At 43.0% G+C, this 24555-nt stretch carries 19 protein-coding genes; 10 read left to right on the top strand and 9 right to left on the bottom strand.

The genetic code is table 11. The features are described 5' to 3' along the window. Positions 1-34 precede the first annotated feature (34 nt). The 5 genes from EQG61_RS02385 to EQG61_RS02365 all read left to right on the top strand — a co-directional run bounded on the left by EQG61_RS02385 (position 35) and on the right by EQG61_RS02365 (position 7279). Positions 35-1996: a hypothetical protein gene (locus EQG61_RS02385; RefSeq protein ID WP_129460288.1), complete on the top strand. Its 1962-nt coding sequence runs from the start codon at positions 35-37 to the stop codon at positions 1994-1996. A gap of 220 nt (positions 1997-2216) precedes the next feature. Next, positions 2217-3404 carry a phosphoglycerate kinase gene (locus EQG61_RS02380; RefSeq protein WP_129460287.1) on the top strand — a complete coding sequence of 396 codons (1188 nt, stop codon included), beginning with the start codon at positions 2217-2219 and terminating at the stop codon, positions 3402-3404. 102 nt (positions 3405-3506) lie between these two features. Continuing rightward, entirely contained in the window at positions 3507-5813 is a 2307-nt protein-coding gene (locus tag EQG61_RS02375) for a LysM peptidoglycan-binding domain-containing protein (protein ID WP_129460286.1), read from the top strand. Between the two features lie 37 nt (positions 5814-5850). Further along, positions 5851-6831: a DUF4837 family protein gene (locus tag EQG61_RS02370; protein WP_129460285.1), complete on the top strand. Its 981-nt coding sequence runs from the start codon at positions 5851-5853 to the stop codon at positions 6829-6831. A 1-nt stretch (position 6832) separates the two neighbouring features. Further along, positions 6833-7279, top strand: a complete 447-nt coding sequence (locus EQG61_RS02365) for a GNAT family N-acetyltransferase (protein WP_129460284.1) — start codon at positions 6833-6835, stop codon at positions 7277-7279. On the opposite strand, the gene EQG61_RS02360 is transcribed toward EQG61_RS02365, so the two are convergent. The 8 genes from EQG61_RS02360 to EQG61_RS02325 all read right to left on the bottom strand — a co-directional run bounded on the left by EQG61_RS02360 (position 7276) and on the right by EQG61_RS02325 (position 17443). Next, a complete protein-coding gene (locus tag EQG61_RS02360) occupies positions 7276-8091 on the bottom strand; it encodes an OmpA family protein (RefSeq protein WP_129460283.1) in 816 nt (271 codons plus the stop codon). The genes EQG61_RS02365 and EQG61_RS02360 overlap by 4 nt on opposite strands. Then, positions 8091-9719, bottom strand: a complete 1629-nt coding sequence (locus EQG61_RS02355; RefSeq protein WP_129460683.1) for a S41 family peptidase — start codon at positions 9717-9719, stop codon at positions 8091-8093. Before EQG61_RS02355 ends, EQG61_RS02360 begins: the two co-directional genes overlap by 1 nt. Continuing rightward, entirely contained in the window at positions 9703-10119 is a 417-nt protein-coding gene (gene rnpA / locus EQG61_RS02350) for a ribonuclease P protein component (RefSeq protein ID WP_129460282.1), read from the bottom strand. The genes EQG61_RS02355 and rnpA overlap by 17 nt, the downstream gene beginning before the upstream one ends. After that, the gene (locus EQG61_RS02345; RefSeq protein ID WP_129460281.1) at positions 10120-10533 is read right to left on the bottom strand and encodes a hypothetical protein; all 414 of its coding nucleotides are present in this window, start codon (positions 10531-10533) and stop codon (positions 10120-10122) included. It abuts the gene before it with no gap. Positions 10534-10764: 231 nt separating this feature from the next. After that, positions 10765-12210, bottom strand: coding sequence for a glycoside hydrolase family 125 protein (locus tag EQG61_RS02340; protein WP_129460280.1), 1446 nt, complete (start codon positions 12208-12210; stop codon positions 10765-10767). Positions 12211-12850: 640 nt separating this feature from the next. After that, positions 12851-14716, bottom strand: a complete 1866-nt coding sequence (locus EQG61_RS02335; RefSeq protein ID WP_129460279.1) for a M1 family metallopeptidase — start codon at positions 14714-14716, stop codon at positions 12851-12853. A gap of 170 nt (positions 14717-14886) precedes the next feature. Then, on the bottom strand, positions 14887-16503 hold the full coding sequence (locus EQG61_RS02330; protein ID WP_129460682.1) for a S8 family peptidase: 1617 nt from the start codon (positions 16501-16503) through the stop codon (positions 14887-14889). A 79-nt stretch (positions 16504-16582) separates the two neighbouring features. Beyond that, entirely contained in the window at positions 16583-17443 is an 861-nt protein-coding gene (locus EQG61_RS02325) for an MBL fold metallo-hydrolase (RefSeq protein ID WP_129460278.1), read from the bottom strand. Between the two features lie 240 nt (positions 17444-17683). On the opposite strand from EQG61_RS02325, the gene EQG61_RS02320 reads away from it, so the two are divergent. From EQG61_RS02320 to sufD, 4 genes are all read left to right on the top strand, one after another. After that, the gene (locus EQG61_RS02320) at positions 17684-18013 is read left to right on the top strand and encodes a HesB/IscA family protein (protein ID WP_129460277.1); all 330 of its coding nucleotides are present in this window, start codon (positions 17684-17686) and stop codon (positions 18011-18013) included. A 49-nt stretch (positions 18014-18062) separates the two neighbouring features. Then, on the top strand, positions 18063-19511 hold the full coding sequence (gene sufB / locus EQG61_RS02315; protein WP_129460276.1) for a Fe-S cluster assembly protein SufB: 1449 nt from the start codon (positions 18063-18065) through the stop codon (positions 19509-19511). 149 nt (positions 19512-19660) lie between these two features. Beyond that, a complete protein-coding gene (sufC, locus tag EQG61_RS02310) occupies positions 19661-20410 on the top strand; it encodes a Fe-S cluster assembly ATPase SufC (protein ID WP_129460275.1) in 750 nt (249 codons plus the stop codon). 60 nt (positions 20411-20470) lie between these two features. After that, positions 20471-21787 (top strand): Fe-S cluster assembly protein SufD, encoded by a 1317-nt coding sequence (sufD, locus tag EQG61_RS02305; protein WP_129460274.1) that lies wholly within the window; start codon positions 20471-20473, stop codon positions 21785-21787. 45 nt (positions 21788-21832) lie between these two features. On the opposite strand, the gene EQG61_RS02300 is transcribed toward sufD, so the two are convergent. After that, positions 21833-23182, bottom strand: a complete 1350-nt coding sequence (locus tag EQG61_RS02300) for a serine hydrolase domain-containing protein (RefSeq protein ID WP_129460273.1) — start codon at positions 23180-23182, stop codon at positions 21833-21835. 157 nt (positions 23183-23339) lie between these two features. Here EQG61_RS02300 and EQG61_RS02295 point away from each other — a divergent pair, with 157 nt between their 5' ends. Further along, positions 23340-24554 carry an aminotransferase class V-fold PLP-dependent enzyme gene (locus EQG61_RS02295; protein ID WP_129460272.1) on the top strand — a complete coding sequence of 405 codons (1215 nt, stop codon included), beginning with the start codon at positions 23340-23342 and terminating at the stop codon, positions 24552-24554. The last annotated feature ends 1 nt before the right edge of the window (position 24555 follow it).

Here is a 24555-nt window from a genome sequence, read left to right as displayed (position 1 = left end):
GTTTTCCCCAAACCTAATTCAAAACTTAAGAACAATGAATGCTAACCGTCTAAAGAAATTGCTACTTGGAAGCCTCGTGCTGATAAGTTCTATGGAGGTGAGTGCGCAGCTTTCAGTTCCATTTAAATCTCGTTTTGAAAAGCATCTCAAGGGAGATATGGCTATGATTGCCAACACCATAGTAAATCGTGCCGATTACTCCAATGGTCCTAATGACGCCTACTACAACCACACCAATCAAGCCAAATTGAATGATGAATTCTTCATGGATTACATTGATGTGGATGATGATGAAGCTACTTTTTCATCGAGTAGTGCCGAATTATATGCTGAAAATCCTTCGTCTAAGAAAATTATTTTTGCTGGATTGTATTGGTCGGCCACGTATCTCTTCAATGAAGGGGAACAAAAGGGTTCTGAGAAATACATTCCGGTAGATCCTGCTCGTGAAAATTTCACCAATATCTTGATTAAATTTCCTGGAAAAGAAAAATACACAGCCATTGCGGGTCAACTTTTGCACGATGGTATTCAAGATCGTCATTCCAAAGACATGGCTCCTTATGCTGTTTTTGCCGATGTAACTTCCCAATTGCAGGCGTTAACCAATCCTTTCGGAGTGTATACGGTGGCCAATATTAAAGCCACTTTGGGAACATTATCGGGTGGTTCTGCAGCGGGATGGACACTATTCGTGGTATATGAAGATCCTTCTTTGTCGGAAAAATACATTTCATTAAATGATGGTTTTGCCACATTGAATGCGCAGCCTATTGATTTCAGCTATTTCGGATTCCACACACCTGCCTCAGGCAATGTCAATGTAAAATTAGCCTTTGGCGCTTTAGAAGGAGACAACAATTTAATCGGAGATCAAATATTGTTAGGCACCAAAAAAGGCGGCAATTTCCAACCCATTACCGATGGAAAACGCAAACCCAACAATTTCTTTAACAGCAGCATTACGCTTGACGGTCACTATTGCATGAACCGTTATCCCGACAGCAAAAATACCCTTGGATATGACAGCTGTGTGTTTACGGTTTCGAATCCAAACAATTCGATTATTTCCAATAATGCAGACGAAACCTCGATTCGATTATTATCAACGGGTGACCAGTGCTTTTTATTCTTCACAGGCATGGTCGTAGATTCAGACAATACGACAAAAGCAGAAGAAAAATTAGGGCTTACCCAAATTGCTTCCAAAAACGAATACAAATTGACCGGCTTGAAACAAGTACTGAAATTTGTTCCTGCCAATATTGATTTGCTTTCAGAAAATAATAACAAATCGACATCTTCATTCAATCGTTTTTGTAAAGATCAAGTAATTGAAAGTGGAAAAACTGCAGAAATCCAGATGTTGAAAATCTCGGGTGCCGAACCCGCCTACTATTTGGTTACCGGTATTTTTAAAACCGATGAAAACACCAATCAATACATAAAGTTTTTAAACACTAAAGGGTTAGAAAACATCGTGTTTACCAATCCACTGAATAATTACCGTTATGTGGCCATTTTGAAAACTACCAATCAAGAAGAAGCTGTAGCAAAGCAAGCCAGTAAATTGGATGGCGTTTTTAAAGATTGTATCCAAATTGTGGCGGTAAACAAAAATGTAACGCAATTGTATGCTGACGCTTCATGGAACATTAAACGCAAAGACACCGCTTTGGCAGATCAAACCGATAAAGTAAAATTGCAGTTTATCAGTTTGCCCAACGAACCCAAAGGCTATTACTTAATTGCTAACGTTTTTGCCATGACAGAGAATACGGGCAATTTCATGAATCAATTGAAAAAGAAAGGATTATCTCCAAAATGTTTGATCAATCATCAGAATAATTTTCAATACGTTAGTTTAATTCGTGTGGTTACTGAAGAAGAAGCGGTGGCCCTTGTTAAATCTCAATTGAACGGAACGTACACGGAAAAACTATGGGTGTTGTCAGTGAATAGTGCTAACGAAAGTATTACCGATAATGATCATTAGTTTTTTAGTACTCGGTACCGTTTTATCCATCAAAAACCGCCGAAATATGTTTCCTTTGATGTACGAAAAAGTACGATCTAAAGTTGGATTTCTCCCCCGAATATAAGCCGTTACTCCACTTTTAATTCCGGTCGTGAATCCGGACAATGACATTTATCGTTTTCTTAACCCGTTTAAATCGTTATATTTGCAGACGAATAATAGTAACCTGAACTAGCGAATGAAAACGTTAAACGACTTCAATTTTCAAGGTAAAAAGGCCTTAATCCGAGTAGATTTTAATGTGCCTTTGGACGAAAATTTCAACGTAACCGATGCCAATCGTATCGAAGCGGCACAACCCACAATTGCTAAAATTCTTGCCGATGGTGGAAGCGTGATTTTAATGTCGCACTTGGGCCGTCCCAAAGGAAAAGAAGATAAATATTCTTTACGCCATATCGTAGCTAAAACCGCTGAAGTATTGGGCGTTCCTGTTCTATTTGCCACCGATTGTCGTGGCGATGTAGCCCAAAATGCTGCCGCTAATTTGAAAGCAGGGGAAGTGTTATTACTTGAAAACCTTCGCTTTTACGCCGAAGAAGAAGCGGGTGATGTAGAATTTTCAAAAGAATTGGCCTCGCTAGGAGACATCTATGTGAACGATGCTTTCGGGACCGCACACCGCGCGCATGCCTCAACTACCATTATCGCACAATTCTTTCCGAATGACAAATGTTTTGGTTATTTATTAGCTAAAGAAATCGATAGTTTGAATCGTGTTTTAAATAATTCTGTTAAACCCGTAACTGCGGTATTGGGTGGCTCAAAAGTTTCTTCTAAAATCACGGTAATCGAAAACATTTTAGACAAAGTCGACCACATGATTATTGGGGGCGGAATGACGTTTACCTTCATCAAAGCCTTAGGCGGAAAGGTAGGCGATTCTATCTGTGAAAATGACAAATTGGATTTGGCTTTAGAAATTTTACACAAAGCCAAAGAGAAAAACGTACACGTTCATATTCCTGTGGATGTAATTGCTGCCGATGCTTTTGCCAATGATGCAAATACTCAAATCGTAGATGTTCGCGAAATTCCAGACGGATGGCAAGGTTTAGATGCCGGACCCCGTTCGCTAGAAAATTTCAAAGAAGTGATCATGAACTCCAAAACAATTTTATGGAACGGACCTTTAGGGGTTTTTGAAATGGAAAGTTTTGCCAAAGGAACCATCACTCTGGGTGAATATATCGCTGAATCAACGGCTAACGGAGCCTTCTCATTAGTTGGTGGAGGGGATTCAGTTGCTGCTGTAAAACAGTTTGGTTTGGAAGAACGCATGAGCTATGTTTCAACGGGAGGAGGCGCCATGTTGGAAATGTTGGAAGGGCGCGTATTGCCTGGAATTCAAGCGATTCTAGACTAAGAAATTGACTTTTAACAATAAATAAGTATTTTTTTACGTTATAGGTTTTACTTTTGCAAAAACCTAAATAGTTGATAGATACTATTTTAAAAAAATAATTACATGACTTTAAAAAATCGGATTACTACACTCTTGTTCTGTACCTCAGCGGCTTTATTTGCCCAAGAGAACCCAGTTCCTCAAGATACCGTAGTGAAAAAAGAAACTAAACTTTCTTATCTGGATTCTATTAAAGCCACTTTTGTACACGATGAAATGGCTTCTTGCATCGACAGTATGTGGATGAAAGAATTGACCGCCTTGGATATTTATGACACGATGTTGGAAGACATCAAAAACGTAAATGTCGATCAACCGGTTGATTATGAATTGCCAACCGAAGTGTTGAAAGAGCGATTGAAGCGCTTGGATGAAAAATCGCCGTTTAACATTGAGTACAATCCCGGTTTAGAAAATGTAATCAAATCTTTTTTAAAAAACCGCAAAAGACATTTTGAACGGTTAATGGGAATTGCCCAGTTCTATTTCCCCATTTTTGAAGAAGAAATGGCGAAAAACAATATCCCGTTAGAAATTAAATACTTGGCTGTAGTCGAATCGGCATTGAATCCATTGGCGGTTTCTCGCGTGGGAGCTACCGGTTTGTGGCAGTTTATGTACCAAACGGGGAAACAATACAATCTGGATATCACCACTTACGTAGATGAACGAAGTGATTTGATTAAATCCAGTCAGGCTGCCTCGCAATACATGAAAAACATGTATCAAATTTTTGGTGATTGGGATTTGGTTTTAGCGTCGTACAATTCAGGTCCGGGTAACGTAGCCAAAGCCATCCGTCGTTCGGGAGGCCAACAGAATTACTGGAACATTCGTAAAAATTTGCCCAAAGAAACCCAAGGTTATGTACCAGCTTTCTTGGCAACCATGTATATTTTTGAATACCACAAAGAACACGGTATTGTTCCGAATAAAGCCATTGCGAATCATTTTGCAACGGATACCATTCACATCAAAAATCACATTACCTTTAAGCAATTATCGGATTTATTGGATATTCCTGTGAATGAAATTCAATTCTACAATCCGTCGTTCAAACGTAAAGAGGTTCCTGCCATTACAGGCGAGCGCCATTACATTCGTTTACCCAAAGACAAAGTAGCCTTATTTACGTCGAATGAAGAGAAAATTTATGCTTATGTAAAGCATGAAGAATCACTTCGCGAGCGTCCTTTTGAGCGCATAAACAGCCGTACAAAAGACACTTCTGCAATTGCTGCTTTAAACAGGGATTACATCACCCGCACGCGGTACCATAAAGTACGTCGTGGTGATAATTTGACAGAAATCGCCGAAAAATATGATGTAACGGTAACCGATATCAAGCGATGGAACCACCTAAGAAGCGATCGCGCACCACTTGGTCGACGTTTGAAAATCAAAATGCCGGAAGAAATTGTGGTGAAAAACAGCAAGAAAGAAGTCGCTAAAGATTCTACCAACAAAGCGATTGCTGCTGCACCTTCATCGAATGAAGTGAAATACGAAATCCAATACAAAACCGAAAAGGTGGTCGTGAATAAAGATGTGGTGAAATACCACAAAGTGAAAAGCGGCGATGTTTTGGGTGAGATAGCTGGAAAATACGATGTAACCGTTGCCGAATTACGCAAATGGAATAAAATCAAAGGAAACAACATTGGCATTGGCGATAATATTAAAATTATCAAAAATGAAAAAGTGGTGACTACTGTTCGTAAAGAAATCAAAGTTCCGGTAACTGAAAAAATGGAAGCGATTGCTGCCAATGATAAAGCTGCCAAAGTGGAGCGCATCAAAAATACCGGAATTCAAGATTCTACTCGATCTGTGAATTATTATGTGGTAACCAAAGGCGATAACTTAGGTTCTATTGCCAAAAAACACAATGTTTCGGTGGAGCAATTGCGTTCATGGAACAACATCATGGGCAACAACGTTAAATTGGGTACGCAATTAATCATTTCTGATGATGCTGTAGCTGTAGTTCGTGAAGAAGAAGTAGCACCTAAAAAAGAGTTCCGCACCGAAGAATACACCGTGGGTCGTGGAGATAATTTAGGTTCTATTGCTAAAAAATACAACACCTCGGTAGACCAATTGAAAGAATGGAACAACCGTACCGACAATTCCATCCAAGTAGGTGAGAAATTGGTGGTCAACAAAACCGAAGTAACTGTAGCAGTCAAAACCAAAGAGGCTGTAGCCAAAACCAAAACTAAAGAAACGCTTTACCATGTTCGTAAAGGAGATTCATTGTTTAGTATCTCTAAAAAATTCCCAGGCGTTTCTATCGCCGATATTAAACGTTGGAACAACATCAAAGGAGAAAGTATTACTCCCGGAATGAAGTTAAAAATCAACGGATAATTTAAAAACATAACTATCTTTGGGCTTTATTTACTTTATGAATAAAGCCCTTTTTTTATGCCTAATTTCCGGGTTTTTCATCGTTTCCTGTTCCAATCGAAGCGATAAATCCGATACAATAACCTTCTCCAAACCCAACCAAGTGGCCGTTTTAATCGACGATCAATTGTGGAACGGTGAAGTAGGGGATACCTTGCGCAATACGCTGGCCGCTCCCTTTTTAGGCTTACCCCAAGAAGAACCGGTATTAACGCTCAATCAATATCCCGCCAAATTATTGGAAGGATTTACCTCCAATAGTCGGAACATCATAATTGTCAAACGCGAAGATAAAAGTCAGTTTCGCATTCAAGCCAACGAATTCGCCAACCCACAAACGGTTGTGCATATTTCAGGACGGTCGGTACAAGAATTACTGGATTCCATCCATAACAACGATTCATTGATTATTGCCAAGATTAAAGAATCTGAAATTAAAGTCTACCAACAATGGCTGAAAAAAGATTCGCTGTTGGATACCAAAAAAATTGTGGAGCGGTTTGGAATCACCTTTGATGTCCCCAATCGGTATCGCATGGTTATGGGCGGCAAGCGTTTTATTTGGCTCAAGAAAGAAATCACGAGCGGGAACCTTAGCTTGATCATGTACCAAATGCCGTTGTCGGTATTGAAAAACAATAAAATTCCTACCCGAAAAATTGTGAGCATCCGCGATTCCATCGGCAGAATATACATTCATGGCGCCGTGCCGCGTACCTACATGATGACAGAAAAGGCATTTACACCCTACCAATCCGAAACAACCATCTTTGGAAAACCCGCGTTTGAAACCCGAGGAAGCTGGGAACTATCTCACGATTTTATGGGCGGACCCTTTGTCAATTACGCCATAGTGGACGAACCCAATAACCGCGTACTTTTTATCGAAGGGTTTTGTTATGCACCTTCCAAAAAGAAACGGGATTTACTGTTTGAATTGGAAGCTATCATTCGTTCGACCCGATTTTTAAAAAAATAGCATGGATATTACATTCGAAATAAAGCGTTTTAACGAACTTTCTCTTGCGCAACTATACGAATCCCTACAATTGCGCTCAGTCGTCTTTGTTGTGGAGCAAAATTGCGTCTATTTGGATATTGATGGGAAAGATGAAAAGGCGTTACATGTCTTGGGCTACCAAAACGGCGTTTTAATTGCTTATGCGCGTTTGTTTGACCAAGGCTATTATTTTGATGAAGCCTCAATTGGTCGCGTTGTTGTTCATCCCGATTACCGAGGGATACAAGCGGGTCACGCCTTGATGAAAGCCGCTATTGCTGGGGTATACGAAGCCTACGGTCCACAACCCATTACCATTTCTGCACAGTTGTACTTGCAAAAGTTTTATGAATCCCACGGATTTGAAGTGATTAGCGAAACTTACTTAGAGGATGACATTCCGCACATCCGAATGCGTAAAGCTTAGATTTTTGTAATCACCAACTCCACCCGACGGTCGTATTGGGGGTCTTTTCCCAACGGTTTGGTGTTACCATAGCCTTTGTAGGTCATGCGGTTTTTCGGCACCCTGCGGAAGGCTAAATATTTGTACACTGACATGGCGCGATTTTCAGATAGTTTGCGCTTGCGCGTGTCTTTGTCAATCGCCTCTTTTTGGTTGGGCGGTGTGCAACATACGTGGCCTTGGATTTCAAATTGAATGTTTTTGTAACGCAAGGTAAGCAGGGCTACTTTATCCAATTCTTCTTTGGCCTTCGAGGTCAATCGGCTGCTGCCTTTTTCAAATAAAATATTGTCCAAAATGATGTGATCACCTACCACATGGTTTTTTTGGAGCATATTATAATACCCAGGCATCACCAATTTGGGGAGTTCCTTGAGGTTAATTACAATATCGACACGTCTGTTTTTGGAACGCTTTTCGGGCAGATTGTCAACAATATCATCATCAATTAAAATCTTTCCTTTGCCTTCAATGGTTACGATAATTTTGTTTTTGATACCGTTTTCCAATAACTTATTTTGGATGGTGGTCGCCCGCTTGGTTGACAATTTGAAGTTATAATCTTCTTTACCCACATCGTCGGTGTACCCAAAAATCTGGATGGATTCGATACGGGTGGAATCGGTGCCTTTGATAAAAGCAACCATGTCCGTAACTTGTTTGGCATTCACATCGGCTTTGTCAAATTCAAAATACACCGAGTGTACACTTTCTTCTTGGGCAAACAAAATTCCGCAAAACAACAGCGGTAAAAATCGTAATAAACGCAACATTATTGTAATATTTTTTGGTATTCGGATGGGTTGGCCAACAACTGTGTAGCGCGAGCAATCTCTGCATTATTTTTTACATAATACTGGTACAAGCCTTCTTTGTATTGGTAGCGGCGAATCAATTCGTCCAACAACAGTCGTTTGATTTCTTTTTGGTTTTTATCCAACAAGGCTTCTTCGCTTTTTTGTAAAGCAGCATACAACGCCTCGTATTGGGTTTTGATGGACTCGTCCACATTTTCTTTTTTAGCTTTTTCCAATGTAGCTTTCAAAGCCAATTCAGTTTCGGTATCAAAACTGATTTTCTCTTTTTTCAAATAGGCTTTGAAGTCGGCATAATCCGCGTCGGTAATCGTTGGCACCGTTGCTCCTTGATTGGGATGACGGTAGTAGTAATCGGTCGCAAAATTGAAGATCACATCGTTTTTTTGCAAGACTTCGGCAATCGTACTGGTTTTGGTTTCAGCCATTTCAATGTCGGGTTGAATCCCGCCACCGTCATACACTGTTCGTCCTTTTTTGGTTTTGAAGGCGTTGAACTTATCCGCTTTCACGGCTTTGCCGTCTTTACCTTTGTGGGCATAATCCAATGCTTGGATACAGCGGCCCGAAGGTGTATAGTAGCGAGAAATGGTCACTTTCACTTGGGTACCGTAGGTCATATCCAACGGACGTTGTACCAATCCCTTTCCGAAACTGCGGCTACCGATAATCACGGCGCGGTCCAAGTCTTGCAATCCACCCGAAACAATCTCAGAGGCAGAAGCACTTTTTCCATCCACAATAATCGCCAACGGAATGGTAAGGTCCACGGGTTCGCGCGTGGTTTTGTAGGTTGCGTTGTATTTCTCGTTTTTGGATTTGGTGGTTACAATGGTTTCGCCTTTGGGTACAAACAAACCACATACATTCACAGCCTCGTTGAGTAGTCCGCCCGGATTGCCGCGCAAGTCCAAAATAATTCGCTCGGCACCTTGGGCTTTTAATTTTTCCAACGCCTCTTTGGTTTCGGTAGTGGTTTTGCGGTTGAAGGCACTCAATACGATATAACCCGTTTTAGCATCGACCATACCAAAATACGGCACAGCATTGATTTCGACTTCATCCAAAACAATAGTCGTCGAAAGCGTTTTGCCTTGGCGGATGTATTTTACTTCAACTTTGGTGTTTTTCGCCCCTTTCAACAATTGCGAGGCATCGTCTTTGAAGTCGGCCAAAAGCACATCTCCAATTTGAACAATCGCATCCCCCGCTTTGAGTCCGGCCTTGTCGGCAGGATAGCCTTTGTAGGGTTCTTTGATGATTAATTTATCTTCTTTACGTGCAATCATAGCCCCGATACCGGTGTATTCGCCTGTATTGTTGATTTTAAATTTTACGACATCTTGCTCGTTGAAATAGTTGGTGTAGGGATCGAGATTGGCCAACATACTCTTAATCGCTTTGTCCATCAATTCGGCGGGATTGACTTCATCCACATAGTTTTGATTGACGGTTTTGAACAGGGTGGTAAAGATTTCAATCTGCTTGGCAATTTCAAAGAAATCGTCTTTGAAACTGGTGCCTATAAAGAACATTCCGGCGGCAACAGCAGGAAGTACATATCTTTTTTTAAGGTTTTTGAACATCATTTTCTGCATTTTTTAGGGTTTGGGACGTGACCCATTTGTCAAACAATTGTTGCGTTTTGCGTTCTATGGTAGCAAAATCCATGCGGTCGCGGGTTTGGTAAAAGAACAACATCGCATAGGGTTGCGTGAGGTGGTCTTTTATCCGGTACTGGTGGAGTCGGTAGCATTCCCGAAGCACCCGTTTGTAATAATTGCGATCCACGGCTTTTTTGAAATATTTTTTGGAAACCGAAACGGCGATTTGCAACGTTTCCTGCTCTTCGGGAACTGGAAGATAGACCAAGCGCAACGGGTATTGTCCAACGCTTTCTCCTTCAGTGAAGAGGCGTTCGATCAACTTACGGCGTTTGAGTTTTTCCTGTTTGGGATACCGAAATGAGTGCGTGGATTCCAACATTTATTTTGCGTTATACACGTTGTACACCATTTTCAAGTCGCGGTAGTTGATGTAAAACTGCATTCGACCGCCTTCGTCTTTGTGCGTAACCAAGAGGACCACACACATTTCGCCGGTATTGTCCAAGCATTCAAATCCCAAGGTTTGTTCTTTTTCGGTTTCAATTTTATCGTAATAGGCCGTGATTCGGTACAACTGAATGTCTTTGGAATGAATCACAATACGGTCTTTGTCTCCGTCAAGGGTAATCACCACATCGGCAGGTTTAAATTCCGACCATTCCGACCACTGACCTTTTTCACCACGGTCCATAACACTCAAACTACTGGCTTTGAACCGGTATTTTTGGGCATGGAGGGTTTGTATACAAAAAAGTAAAAGGGCAACGGTACCTACAAAGCGTAAAAATTTCATAGCGAAAAAATTATACGGTGTAAAACTACAAATTCTAATTCAGAAAAACACCTACACAGAAAACGAGGAATTTTCGGAAATATTTGATAGGGTTTCTCCTGATATTTTGGGAACTAGTTGAGGTGAATGCTATTTAAGAGGAAAAATGGAAAGAGTCGCAGTCGCAGTCTCAGTTTCGTGTTGTTTAAAAGGGATTTGCTTAGCAGCACAGGGGCTCAGAATCTCAGCGGCTCAGAATCTCAAAATCTCCGGATACTTCCCCGCCGTTTGCACAATCAACTCACCAAACAGCGTATTCGCCCACGCAAACCAGGCGCGTGTGAATTGCTTGGGGTCGTTTTTGTGAAAGGCTTCATGCATAAAACCCGTGTCGGCATCCGTTCGTACCAAGGTTTCAATACAACTTTTTATTTCTTCGGGGTCGGAAGTAGTCAAGGCTTGGGTGATCAAACTCAGGGGCCAAATCCAGTCGATACCCACATGCGGCCCGCCCAATCCGGCTGCGGCCGTGCCTTTGAAATAGTAAGGATTGTCTTCGCTTAACACCAATCTTCGGGTGTTTTGATAAATAGGATCCGTCGTTTTGATAAACGAACACAGATACGGCAACGCGAGCAAGTTGGGCACATTGGAATCATCCATCAACAAACGTCCGCCAAAACCATCGACTTCATAGGCGTAGACCGCGCCATATTTCGGATGTTCGACAATGCCGTAACGTTGAACGGCGGCCATCACTTCGTCAGCGAGGGCGAGGCATTCCGTGGCAAACGCACTGTCGTTGTTGATTTGGGTACTCATTTCGGCCAATTGCCGTAACGATTCCACCACAAAAAGGTTGGACGGAATCAAAAAGCTCAACACTGTTGCATCGTCTGAGGGTCGGAACGCCGAACAAATGAGTCCGACCGGCTGTATCGGATTCCCATACCCAAAGTTCATCAGCGTATCGGCTGCGCGGTCGGTTTGTCGGGTGAAGGTATAGGGCGTGTCTTTTGTACCGTTTTTACGTTGCTGTTGGCGAAAAGTCTGAACCACCGCTCGCATAGCATTGCGCCATTCTCCTGTAAATGCTTGGGTTTGTCCCGTGGTTTTCCAGTAATGGTGCGCCAATCGAATGGGGTAACAGAGCGAATCGATTTCCCATTTTCGCTCGTGCAATTCGGGGAGCATGCGCGTATTGTCTTTTTCCCAATAGCTGCCTGTGGCTTCGCGGTTGAAGGCATTGGCATAAGGGTCGATTTGGATGCAATGCGTTTGACGGCGAATCACCCCTTCGATCATCTCACTCAGTTTGGGGTCTTTAGCACACAACGCCACATAGGGATACACTTGCGCCGAAGAATCCCGAAGCCACATGGCATCGATATCGCCCGTAATTACAAAAGTATCGGGCTGGTTGTTTCTGCGTCCAAAATGCACGGTTGTATCGAGGGTATTTGGGTAACAATTTTCAAACAACCACGCGAGTTTGGGGTTTTTGATTTGCCCTTTGACCTGCTGAATCAACGATTCTACGGCAGGCGAAGTAAACTTTCGTTGGGCGAGCAGCGGACGTTTAGATGGATACAGTTCCAATTGAAAGTCCAAAAGTCGGGAGCCCACGGCACTTTGCGCCATAGACACGCCCAATAAACCGAGTCCGCCCGTATATAAAAATTTGCGTCGTGATGTCATGGTGTAGGGATTTGCGACTTAAAAGTATAAAATTTTGTTTCAAGTTCCGCAGAGTGTTTTTAGAGTGTAAAAGTGGAAGAGATTAAAAGTGTATAGTCATCAGTGTACAGTCATCAGTGATCAGTAGCAAGGTGCAAGTAACACGCTTTCTTTTCCATCCCTGTCTTCACGCCCAGAACTTGAAACCTGAAATTAAATTTAGGAGCACAAAGTTCCACTAAGTTTTTCACCAAGTTTCACTATGTTTTTTAACGCAAAGGCACTAAGATTGCGCAAAGTCCGCGAAGTTTTTACCAAGTATTACGATGATTTTAAGTCCACCAAGTTCACGGCCTTTGGCCTTTTTAATTTTCTTAACCCATTTTCGGCCTTGTGGGACTCTTAATTCCTTAATGGTAAAACGGTAGTAATACAATGTAGCACTTAGTTTTACATTTTTTTTTGGATGCAGCAAAAGCTTTATTCAAATTCAACACTTTTACCATTCCTGTCTTCACACCCAGAACCTGATCCCGAAATTTCGGGAGAAACCTGAAACTTGAAACAAAAAAACCCGCAGCGTGACACTACGGGTTAGATGCATTTTTTGATATTTAAAACAGGGTTGCTCAGCAGCTTAGTGGCTCAGCTTCTCAGTAGCTTACCTTTCAAATTTATTATTATTCCCCTTCACATCCGCCATCAGTCCCGCTGGGTCGATAACGATGCTCTTGATTGTGCTGAGCGGTTTCGCAATGCGGAATTGGTAGTTCGGGTTGCCCCACGCCCAATCGGGGAGGACTACGCGCGCTAATTCCGGGTCGGGGTTGGGTTTTTCAAAGTTCATTAATCGCAACGGAATGTAGAAATTCTCTTTGCTGCCGTCGGTGTAGGTCACTTGCAAATCGATGGGCATCGGCATGCGGCCAATGCGTTCCAAGTTCACTACTGTGGCGCCGTCTTTTTCTTCGACCGCACCGAAACCGTAATCAATCGTGTTGATGGTTTTGGTGAAATCGGTGAGGTACCAATCCAAGGTTGCACCCGAAACGCGTTCGGCGGTGCGCTTGATATCGTTGGGATTCGGGTGTTTGAACTTGAAATCGTCGTAGTATTTACGCAAGATTTTGTCCATGTTGGTGCGGCCTAGCAAGTATTCAAACTGTGCCAAGAACACTTCGCCTTTGCTGTAAGACGCAATGCTGTAACTGCGGTTTTCGTCGTAGCGATCGGCGTGGGTTGACAGCGGTTGTTCTTTGCCGCTGTTGGCCAAATTGATATAGCCTTTAAACGCTCCTGCATACGGGTTGGCCACGGGTTGTGCCGCCAAGGCATTCATGGCTTTGTCTTCGATGTAAGAAGTAAATCCTTCGTCCATCCACGGGTGTTTACTTTCGTTGGTTGCTAAGATGTGTTGGAACCACGAGTGCCCCATTTCGTGTGCGATAAGTCCGGTGAGTCCGTCCAACTTGCCTTCGCCCAAAATCAAAGTACACATGGCGTATTCCATACCGCCGTCACCGCCTTGAATAACTGAATATTGCTTGTAGGGATAGGGTCCGACCCAGTGGTTATACAAGTCCATGATGGTGGCCACTTTGGGTTCGATCGCTTTCCAGGTCAGCTCGATTTCAGGTTTGTTTTTGTATAAAAAATGTAGGGTTACACCGTTGGGTCCCGGATAGGTATCGTGAATATAATCGGGATCGGCAGCCCAGGTAAAGTCGTGTACATCTGGAGCAACAAAATGCCACGTCAAGGTTTTTTGTTTCTTCGGAATCGACACTTTCACGCCGGCTTCTTGGTAGTTGTATCCAATTTCGTTACCGTTTTGCAAGTAGCCCGTTCCGCCTACGATGTAGTTTTTGTCTAAGGTAATTTTCACGTCAAAGCTTCCCCAAACGCCGTGAAATTCGCGGGCGAGGTAGGGATCGGCATGCCAACCCTCGAAATCAAATTCGGCCATTTTGGGATACCACTGCGCCATGGAAAGCGCGATGCCTTCACGGTTGTTGCGTCCTGAGCGGCGAATTTGCACCGGTACTTGGCCTTCAAAATTAAGGGTTAGTACGGTGGATTTTCCGGGGAGTAATGGTAGAGCCAACGGCACTTCGAGGATGGTTTCCACTTCTTTTACGCTAAGGAGCGCGCCGTCTTGTCGCACGTCATTCACGTGCAAGAAACCCACTTCTTCGGGTTTGAGTTTGGCGATGCGACTCTGTTTGATTTCTTTGTCGCCTTCTTTGATTTTGTCCACCATGCGGCTGTCCGGATCTTTGATGTGTTGGATGCGCATGTCCATTTCACTGCCCGGTTGAAACGCGTTGTTGTATAAGTGGTAGTACACTTTGCGTAGGGTATCTTGGGAATTGTTGGTATAAGTCAATTCTTGTTTTCCCGAATAGCGGTAGGTTTTTACGTCGAGCGAAACCTCCATTTTGTAATCGGCACGTTGTTGCCAGTAGCCGGTTTGCGCTTGGATGAAAAAGGAACTGAACAGCGTTCCCAAAAACAGCATTTTTTTCATAATCGTTCATTTGAGTAGGGATGAAACCCTAGGGTAAAACAATGCCACAAATTTCGCGAACTTGTGGCACGGTAGGTGATTGTTAGCCCCGACTTGCCTGCCGGCAGGCAGGTAAAGGCGAAAGCGGGAAGTTACAGGATTAATGCAGGTACAACTGCTCCATATTCCCCTTATTTTTTTGTAGCGCGTGCCATTTGATCCGCCATTAAAATCGCGTTGTAGGCATTCACAATTTTACCCGACACGCAGGTGTTGCTGAATGGAATTTGCACTTTTTCTTCGCCCACAGCTACATTTCCAGGAATCGCCACTCCAGAGTCCATCAAGATGTGTTTCACTTGGGAAGCAGTTAAACTTGGGTAGTAAGAACGAATTAAGGCCGCAACGCCCGCCGCATTAGGCGATGCCATGGATGTTCCTTGTTCGTATTTGTATTTGTTGTTCGGAATCGTAGCGTAGATTTTCACTCCGGGCGCAAACACGTCAACGTTTTTCTGACCGTAGTTCGAGAAATCAGCGACCATTTTACTGCCGGTTGCGGTATTTAATGCACCGATGGTGATGAGGTTGTCGGCAATTTCTTTCCCGTTCACTTCGTCAGTAGGGAAGTTGGGTTCAACATCCACATCTTTGCTGTCGTTACCCGCCGCGTGAACGATCAACACGTCTTTGCTTTCGGCGTATTTGATGGCATCCCACACCCATTCTTTGTGGGGCGAGTAGTCTTTTCCAAAACTGCCGTTGATCACTTTGGCGCCGTTGTCTACCGCATAGCGAATGGCTAAAGCGATGTCTTTGTCAAATTCGTCGCCGTTGGGTACAGCACGCACGGCCATGATTTCCACATTTTTCGCTACCACACCATCGCCACCGATACCGTTGCCACGAAGTTGCGCAATGATCCCAGCCACGTGGGTACCGTGCAATGCATCTTCCACATCAGGACCTTTCACGTTACCGTTTCCGTAGTTTCTGTCGTTCAAGTCTTCAGGATTATCGCCTACAGCTTTACGACCGTCGAAGTTTACGTTGAGGTTGTAATTCAATTGGTCAGAAATGTAATCGATATATGATTTGATTTCTTCTTGGAAACCGTCTCCGGCTTGTGCAGCAATCGACATCATGATCATTTTGCTGCGGTTGATTCCGGCATCCGTGGTTGAAATTGCTTTCAAGTCGGCTTTCGTGTAGGTTTCTTTTTTCAAAAATTCACGAATATCTTTGTCCGCTTTGGCGATCATGTCCACTTGTGGTTTTTGTTGTTTCATTTCTTGGATTTTTTGATCCAATTCCGCTTTGGCTTTTTTGTAAGCTTCCGAACCGTCGTCGCCTTTTTGTACGATGCGGGTCAGTTCCAGCGTCATATCCGTGGCGTCGCCCAAGAAATTCCATCCGTGTACATCATCCACAAAGCCGTTTTTGTCGTCGTCGATGTTGTTGCCAGGGATTTCTTTGGTATTGGTCCAAATGTGTCCTTGTAAATCCGGGTGGTCGATGTCTAATCCCGAGTCGATAACTCCCACGATGATTTTGGTTCCTTTGCGTTTTTTAAGTAATTCGGCATAGGCGCGATCAACGCTCATTCCGGGAACGGTATCTTTGATTAGGTCCAAATGACTCCAACGTTGAAGGTCGGCTTCTTTGATGGGTGTGGTTTTTAAAACCGTTTTGTCAATTTTGGCGGGATCGGTGCTCACAAATGGAGCGTTCGACGAACCACATCCGGTTAAAAGGGTCGCAGTTATTGCGGAAACCCAAAATGATTTTTCAAAATTCAAGTGCAACATAGTCTTCATTTCTCTGCCGTGTACGGCAATTTCGGTTTAAAAATATTGGCTTTTTAACAAATAGCCGTATCGATTAACATTAGATTAAGATATCCTCCAAGCGGAAAACTTCTTTGAGTCGTATTCCTTTTTCGGTGTGTTCCACCGTTACGATGGGGTTGTGCGCATCGTGTTCGAGCCACAAGTAGTAGTTGTGGTCGGCGGCAGCGGTAAGGAATTTCGTTTTTTCGCCCATGGTCAAAAGCGGGCGCGTATCGTAGCCCATTACATAGGGAATCGGGATATGTCCGGCTGTCGCCAAAAGATCCGCACAAAACACGATGGTTTTATCGCCGTATTGGATATGGGGGAGCATTTGTTTTTCGGTATGTCCGTCGGCGAAGAAAATGTTGAATCCCATTTCGTTGGAAAAGCCAAAATCGGTATCGGGTCGTTGGATGAAATGGAGTTGGCCGCTTTCTTGCATGGGGATAATGTTTTCATGCAAGAACGACGCTTTTTCACGTGCATTGGGTTGGGTAGCCCATTGCCAGTGGTTTTCGTTGGTCCAAAATTTGGCGTTTTTGAAAGCCACTTCAAATCCTTCTCCGTCGGCTGTGCGGTTGACGCTTCCACCGCAATGGTCAAAATGCAAATGCGTCATGAACACATCGGTGATGTCGTCGCGATGAAAACCGTGTTGGGCCAAGGATTTATCAAGCGAATGATCGCCCCAAAGGGAATAATAGCTAAAGAATTTTTCCGATTGTTTGGTGCCCATTCCCGTGTCGATTAGGGTGAGTCGGTTGCCGTCTTCGATCAGCATACAGCGCGCCGCAATATCGATGAGGTTGTTGGCATCAGCGGGATTGGTTTTGCTCCAAATGGTTTTGGGCACAACACCAAACATGGCGCCACCGTCAAGCTTAAAATTGCCGGCTTCAATGGGGTAAATTTTCATAGTATGGATTATTTTTTTGGGTTTCGAAGGCGAAGAAGTGACGTTGGATTTCCGATATCAGGCTTCTTTTTTTCGAAAGAAATTTAAAAATGAAGCCGCAATTTAAGAAATCATCATTTCGTTTCCCTTAAAAATCGATAAAAACTATGAAGTTATCAATCCAAAAAATGAGTTAAAACCTTGAAAAAACACTTTTAAGGCGTATCTTTGCCATTAATTTAGACAAAATCAAAATAAGCTATGATTAAAGTGTCCGAATCTGCGAGTAAAAAAATCGTCGAAATGATGAAAGACGACGGTTTTGATGCCGCCCAAGACTACGTTCGCGTAGGGGTAAAAAGCGGCGGTTGTTCCGGTTTGTCGTATGAATTGAAGTTTGATAAAGCCATCGGTGAAAACGACAAAGTGTTTGAAGACAACCAGGTACGTATCGCGGTAGAGAAGAAATCCTTCTTGTACTTGGCGGGTACCATTTTAGAATATTCTGGAGGTTTGAACGGAAAAGGATTTGTGTTTAACAATCCGAATGCGTCGCGAACTTGCGGATGTGGAGAGAGTTTTTCGCTGTAAAAAAGGGCAACAGTTGCTGTTGTACTCCTTAAATTTTTAAATCTAAACCATGGCAAAATATACCGAAGACGACTTAAAGGTCGAACTCGAGAATAAAGAATACGAATACGGTTTTTATACCGATATCGAAAGTGAGACGTTCCCTGCCGGATTGAATGAAGACATTGTGCGCGCCATTTCCAAAAAGAAAGGCGAGCCCGAGTGGATGACCGATTGGCGTTTGGAAGCGTTTCGTGCTTGGAGCGAAATGACCGAACCCGAGTGGGCGAATGTACACTATGAAAAACCTGATTTTCAAGCAATCTCCTATTATTCAGCGCCCAAGAAAAAAGACAAATACGCATCGTTGGACGAAGTGGATCCTGAATTGTTGGATACGTTCAAAAAGTTGGGGATTTCGCTAGATGAACAAAAGAAGTTGGCGGGAGTAGCGGTGGACATTGTGATGGACTCGGTTTCTGTAGCGACCACGTTCAAGAAAACCTTAGCTGAAAAAGGCATTATTTTCTGTTCGATTTCTGAAGCGATTCAAGAGCATCCCGAATTGGTACAAAAGTACATCGGTTCGGTAGTGCCTCAAAAAGATAATTTTTATGCCGCATTAAATTCGGCGGTATTCTCTGACGGAAGTTTTTGTTACATTCCAAAAGGCGTGCGTTGCCCGATGGAATTATCGACGTATTTCCGCATTAACCAAGGCGGTACGGGTCAGTTTGAACGTACGCTCGTCATTGCCGATGAAGGCAGTTATGTTTCCTACTTGGAAGGTTGTACGGCACCGAGTCGCGACGAGAATCAGTTGCACGCTGCGGTAGTGGAATTGATTGCGTTGGACAATGCCGAAATCAAATATTCGACCGTACAAAACTGGTATCCAGGAAATAAAGAAGGAAAAGGCGGGGTGTTCAATTTCGTAACCAAACGCGGATTGTGTGAAACCAATGCCAAAATCTCGTGGACCCAAGTTGAAACGGGTTCGGCGGTGACTTGGAAATATCCAAGTTGTGTGTTGAAAGGGGACAATTCGATTGGCGAATTTTACTCCATTGCCGTGACTAACAATTTCCAGCAAGCCGATACCGGAACGAAGATGATTCACTTGGGAAAAAACACCCGTTCGACCATCATCTCCAAAGGAATCTCAGCGGGGAAATCGCAAAACAGCTATAGAGGTTTGGTGCAAATTGGAGCGCGTGCTGAAAATGCCCGCAACTTCTCACAATGTGACTCGTTGTTAATGGGGAACAATTGTGGCGCTCATACCTTCCCGTATATCGAAAACAAAAATTCGACGGCAAAAATTGAACACGAAGCAACGACCTCAAAAATCGGGGAAGATCAAGTGTTCTATTGTAACCAACGTGGTATTCCTACGGAAAAAGCTATTGCGTTAATCGTGAACGGATTTAGCAAAGAAGTCTTGAACAAATTACCGATGGAATTCGCGGTAGAAGCACAGAAATTGTTGGAGATTTCATTGGAAGGAAGCGTGGGATAATTTGAAAATTATAAATTATAAATTTTGAATTTTAAAAGAATTCCAGTTGACAAAAACAAAATATAAAAAAATACACGATTTAAATAAAAGTTTCAAATGTGTAGAAGCCAACCGGAAACTTTAAACTTTAAACCTGAAACAAAAATAAAATGTTAAGTATAAAAAATTTACATGCTTCGGTTGAAGATAAAGACATCTTAAAAGGCATTAATTTAGAAATCAAAGCGGGTGAAGTTCACGCGATTATGGGTCCGAATGGTGCCGGTAAAAGTACGTTGTCTTCTATCATTGCGGGAAATGAAAATTACGAAGTTTCAGAAGGAGAAATCCTGTTGGATGGAGAAGATATTTCCGAATTGGCTCCTGAAGAGCGTGCCCACAAAGGTGTGTTTTTATCGTTCCAATATCCAGTTGAAATTCCGGGGGTTTCGGTAACGAACTTTATCAAAACGGCCATCAATGAAAAGCGCAAAGCGAATGGTGAGGAAGAGATGCCGGCGAATGAAATGTTGAAGAAAATCCGTGAGAAATCGGAACTGTTGGAAATGGATCGTAAGTTTTTATCCCGTTCATTAAACGAAGGTTTTTCGGGTGGTGAGAAAAAGCGTAACGAGATTTTCCAGATGGCAATGCTCGAACCGAAGATTGCAATTTTGGACGAAACCGATTCAGGTTTGGATATCGATGCATTGCGCATTGTGGCCAACGGTGTGAACAAATTGAAAAACGAAAACAATGCGGTGTTGGTGATTACCCACTACCAGCGTTTGTTGGATTATATCATCCCGGATTTCGTTCACGTATTGATGGATGGAAAAATCGTAAAATCAGGCGGCAAAGAATTGGCGTTGGAGCTTGAAGAAAAAGGATACGATTGGATTAAGAGTGAGTTGAACTAGTACGCAGTCACAGTCGCAGTAAACAGTGTGTGCTGAAAACGGTGACTCAATACAAAACATATGGAATTAAAAGAGAAACTTATTTCTTCTTTCATGGCTTTCGAAGAGCAAATCGATGTCAACTCAGGGTTGCACGATGTACGCACGGCAGCGATTAAAAATTTTGAAACCAAAGGCTTCCCAACCAAAAAGGAAGAAGCTTGGAAATATACTTCGTTGAATGCGGTGTTGAAGCACGATTTTACCGTGTTTCCAAAGCACGAATCGGCAATTGAATTCAAAGACGTAAAGAAGTATTTCTTGCATGAAATTGACACCTACAAAGTGATTTTCATTGACGGGAAATACAGTTCGTTTTTATCCCAAACCACCCACGATGGCTTGGATGTATGTTTGATGTCGGCAGCTTTGAACAAGCCCAAATACAAAATGGTCATCGACACCTATTTCAATCAGATTGCCAATAAAGACGAGACGTTGACGTCGCTCAACACTGCATTTGCTGCAGAAGGAGCGTACATCAATATCCCCAAAAGCAAGGTGGTTGAAAAACCGATTGAGATTATTTATTTCTCTACCGGACAAGAAAATGCCTTGATGGTGCAGCCGCGCAACTTGATTGTGGTAGGGGAAAATGCCCACGTGCAAATCATTGAACGCCACCAGAGTTTGAATGAGAATCCGGTGTTGACCAACACGGTCACTGAAGTATTTGCATTGAAACGCGCCATTGTGGATTACTATAAAATTCAGAATGATTTGGGTTCGGCCAACTTGATTGACAATACCTATATTGCCCAAAAACAAGAGAGTCGCGTGTCGGTACACACCTTTTCATTTGGAGGAAATGTGACCCGCAATAACTTGAATTTTTATCACCAAGGCGAACGCATTGATTCAACTTTAAAAGGGATTACCATTATTGGTGACAAACAATTGGTGGATCATTACACCTTAGTGCACCATGCGCAACCGAATTGCGAGAGTCACCAAAACTATAAATGTATCGTGAATGACAACGCAACAGGTGTGTTTAACGGTAAAATTTATGTGGAAAAAGAAGCGCAGAAAACCGATGCATTTCAGCAAAACAATAACATTTTGTTGAGTGATAAAGCGGTGATCAACGCCAAACCCCAATTGGAAATCTTTGCCGATGATGTGAAATGTTCCCACGGTTGTACGATTGGCCAATTGGATGAAAGCGCCATGTTCTACATGCAACAACGCGGTATCCCGAAGAAAGAAGCCAAAGCGTTATTGATGTATGCCTTCTCCAACGAGGTGATTGAAAGTATTAAAATCCCCGAATTGAAACAGCGTATCACCAAAATCATCGCACAGAAATTGGGCGTGAATTTGGGATTTGATTTATAAAAATAGAGTTTACAATAAACGAATGACGCAGGTGAAAAGCCTGCGTTATTTTTTGATACTCTTTACAATTCCGCTCAACAATGCGTTAAAGTCAAAGCCGGGATCTTCTTTTAATCCCATGCGCACTACCACCAAATCATGGTTGGGGAAAATCGCGACCATTTGTCCTTGGAATCCGCTGCAATAGTACATTTCGCGAGGTACGTCGGGAAACTTTCCGCCGGCATTCAACCAGAATTGCGCCCCATACCGCCCTTCTGAAGTTGGGGTGGGTGTCGAAACGTATTTTGCCCATTCTTCGGCAAATAGGCGCTCACCGTTCCAAAGGCCTTTGTGCAAATACAATAACCCGAATTTGGCCCAATCGCGCGGAGTAGCCCAACCGTAGGACGAACCCACAAAGTTGCCCGCCATATCGGTTTCTACAAGTGCTGAATGCATCCCAATTTTATCCAACAAACTGCTGTACCAAAAGTCGAGATAGTCTTGATGGGTTTTGAACTGTTGGCGCAAAATGCCGCTCAGTAAATTGGTCGTTCCTGAAGAATAATTCCAGCTAGCGTTGGGTTGGCCAATTAAGGGTTTGTCCCGTTGCACGGCAGCCATATCGCGCGCTTGAAACAGCATTTGCGTTGCATCACAGATTTTATCGTATTGTTCTTCCCATTCCAGTCCCGAGTTCATTTGCAAAAGATTGTGTAACGTGATTTTTTTACGGTCGTCGTTTTGCCAAGCCGCGATGGGAGCGGGTTTGCGGATGTCAATTTTTCCTTGGTATTGCAGAATCCCGAAATAGGTTCCGGTTAAACTTTTGGTCATGGACCAGCCTAGTAAACGGGAATCTTTGGTGAAACCATTAGCGTATTGTTCGTAAATGAGGTGGTCTTTGTAAAGCACCACAACGGCACGAGTACGTTTGCTTTTTTCCCCTTTGGCATCAAAAGCTTGCGCGACGGTTTTCTGCAATAATGCATAATCAATGTTGGAAAAAGTACTGTCATGAGGAGCACCTGCACCATAGGGATAAGGAATGGACGTATTCGGATGGAAGTTACGGTGCGGAACCTCGTAAGGTTTCGAAACATCAAAGGAATCATCAATTAAAGTTGCGCCCAATCCCGGACGGTAAATCGCTTTTCGGGCTTTGATGCCGTAAACGCTAGAAACTGCAAATTGACCGGTTTTGTCTACTGCATTTTGGGCCAAATCTACCAAAGGAATATCGTTGTCACCCGATTCAATTACCTCCAGCGGACGGTTATCGAGAAACGTTCCTGAAGCCACACTTTTGGCGGCAAAACCGGAGATTAAATCCAGTTTGGGGTAAACGGCAAAGTAAAAAACTACGGCTAAAATGGCGATTAGGACAACAACGATTTTCAGGATTTTTTTCATGGTGAAAGTTCAGTTTTAGAATTTCTAAATTACAGAAAAAACGCGTTCAAAAAACAGGGTAAAATGGACAAGTGATAAGGAAAAGTTAATTGACCAAAATGCCCATAGAAAGGCGAAAGTTTTAATATCTTTGTATTTAGAAAAATTCTAAATAAAAATGTTAGACCTTCAAAAAATTCGAGCGGATTTTCCCATTTTAACCCAAAAAGTAAATGGCAAACCGTTGGTCTATTTCGATAACGGCGCAACGGCACAAAAACCACAAGTGGTGCTGGATGCGATTACTAAATATTACAGCGAAATCAATGCGAACATCCACCGTGGCGTGCATACTTTGAGTCAGTGGGCAACGGATGCGTATGAGGAATCGCGCGGTAAAATTCAGAAGCACTTGAATGCAAAACACGCCCATGAAATCATTTTCACGGCGGGAACAACCCATGGAATTAATGCGGTGGCCAATGGTTTTGCGGCTTTGTTGCAACCGGGTGACGAAATTTTGGTTTCAGCGATGGAGCACCACAGTAATATTGTGCCTTGGCAAATGTTGTGTGAGCGAACGGGAGCCGTATTGAAAGTCATCCCGATGAATGAAAAAGGAGAATTGATTCGCTCGGAATACGAAGTGTTATTGTCGGAGAAAACGAAAATCGTCACGGTGAATCACATTTCCAATGCCTTGGGAACGATCAATCCGGTGGACTATATCATACAAAAAGCACATGAAGTAGGCGCGGCAGTTTTGATTGATGGCGCACAAGCGACGCCGCATTTAAAACCCGATGTTCAAGCTTTGGATTGCGATTTTTATGTGTTTTCCGGGCATAAAGTTTGTGGCCCTACGGGAACCGGAATTTTATATGGAAAAGAAGCGTGGTTGAATAAGTTGCCACCTTATCAAGGTGGGGGCGAAATGATTGCCACGGTGAGTTTTGAAAAAACAACCTATGCCGATTTACCGCATAAATTTGAGGCGGGAACGCCTAATATTGCAGGTGGGATTGTGTTAGGAACGGCGATTGATTATTTGAACGAAATCGGATTTGAAGCTATTGCGGCGTACGAACACGAATTGTTAGCATATGCGACGCAAAAGTTGGAACAAATCGAGGGCTTACGCATCATTGGAACTGCAGAACACAAAACTTCGGTGATTTCTTTCAACGTCGGGAATATCCATCCGTACGATATTGGCACGATTGTCGATAAGTTAGGGATAGCGGTGCGCACCGGTCATCATTGTGCCCAGCCCGTGATGGATTTCTTCGGAGTCCCCGGAACGGTTCGCGCGAGTTTTGCTTTTTACAATACCAAAGAAGAAATTGATATTTTTGTAGAGGCACTTCAAAAAGCCGTAATGATGTTATCTTAAA

The organism is Flavobacterium stagni (assembly GCF_004122105.1).
Lineage (GTDB): Bacteria > Bacteroidota > Bacteroidia > Flavobacteriales > Flavobacteriaceae > Flavobacterium > Flavobacterium stagni.
Note: the sequence above shows the minus strand (reverse complement) of the source record. Positions and strands in the feature narration are given on the sequence as shown.

Coding starts and splice junctions, on each gene's coding strand:
- EQG61_RS02385 (WP_129460288.1), top strand. CDS start 35: ATGAATGCTAACCGTCTAAAGAAATTGCTACTTGGAAGCCTCGTGCTG.
- EQG61_RS02380 (WP_129460287.1), top strand. CDS start 2,217: ATGAAAACGTTAAACGACTTCAATTTTCAAGGTAAAAAGGCCTTAATC.
- EQG61_RS02375 (WP_129460286.1), top strand. CDS start 3,507: ATGACTTTAAAAAATCGGATTACTACACTCTTGTTCTGTACCTCAGCG.
- EQG61_RS02370 (WP_129460285.1), top strand. CDS start 5,851: ATGAATAAAGCCCTTTTTTTATGCCTAATTTCCGGGTTTTTCATCGTT.
- EQG61_RS02365 (WP_129460284.1), top strand. CDS start 6,833: ATGGATATTACATTCGAAATAAAGCGTTTTAACGAACTTTCTCTTGCG.
- EQG61_RS02360 (WP_129460283.1), bottom strand. CDS start 8,091: ATGTTGCGTTTATTACGATTTTTACCGCTGTTGTTTTGCGGAATTTTG.
- EQG61_RS02355 (WP_129460683.1), bottom strand. CDS start 9,719: ATGTTCAAAAACCTTAAAAAAAGATATGTACTTCCTGCTGTTGCCGCC.
- rnpA (WP_129460282.1), bottom strand. CDS start 10,119: ATGTTGGAATCCACGCACTCATTTCGGTATCCCAAACAGGAAAAACTC.
- EQG61_RS02345 (WP_129460281.1), bottom strand. CDS start 10,533: ATGAAATTTTTACGCTTTGTAGGTACCGTTGCCCTTTTACTTTTTTGT.
- EQG61_RS02340 (WP_129460280.1), bottom strand. CDS start 12,210: ATGACATCACGACGCAAATTTTTATATACGGGCGGACTCGGTTTATTG.
- EQG61_RS02335 (WP_129460279.1), bottom strand. CDS start 14,716: ATGAAAAAAATGCTGTTTTTGGGAACGCTGTTCAGTTCCTTTTTCATC.
- EQG61_RS02330 (WP_129460682.1), bottom strand. CDS start 16,503: ATGTTGCACTTGAATTTTGAAAAATCATTTTGGGTTTCCGCAATAACT.
- EQG61_RS02325 (WP_129460278.1), bottom strand. CDS start 17,443: ATGAAAATTTACCCCATTGAAGCCGGCAATTTTAAGCTTGACGGTGGC.
- EQG61_RS02320 (WP_129460277.1), top strand. CDS start 17,684: ATGATTAAAGTGTCCGAATCTGCGAGTAAAAAAATCGTCGAAATGATG.
- sufB (WP_129460276.1), top strand. CDS start 18,063: ATGGCAAAATATACCGAAGACGACTTAAAGGTCGAACTCGAGAATAAA.
- sufC (WP_129460275.1), top strand. CDS start 19,661: ATGTTAAGTATAAAAAATTTACATGCTTCGGTTGAAGATAAAGACATC.
- sufD (WP_129460274.1), top strand. CDS start 20,471: ATGGAATTAAAAGAGAAACTTATTTCTTCTTTCATGGCTTTCGAAGAG.
- EQG61_RS02300 (WP_129460273.1), bottom strand. CDS start 23,182: ATGAAAAAAATCCTGAAAATCGTTGTTGTCCTAATCGCCATTTTAGCC.
- EQG61_RS02295 (WP_129460272.1), top strand. CDS start 23,340: ATGTTAGACCTTCAAAAAATTCGAGCGGATTTTCCCATTTTAACCCAA.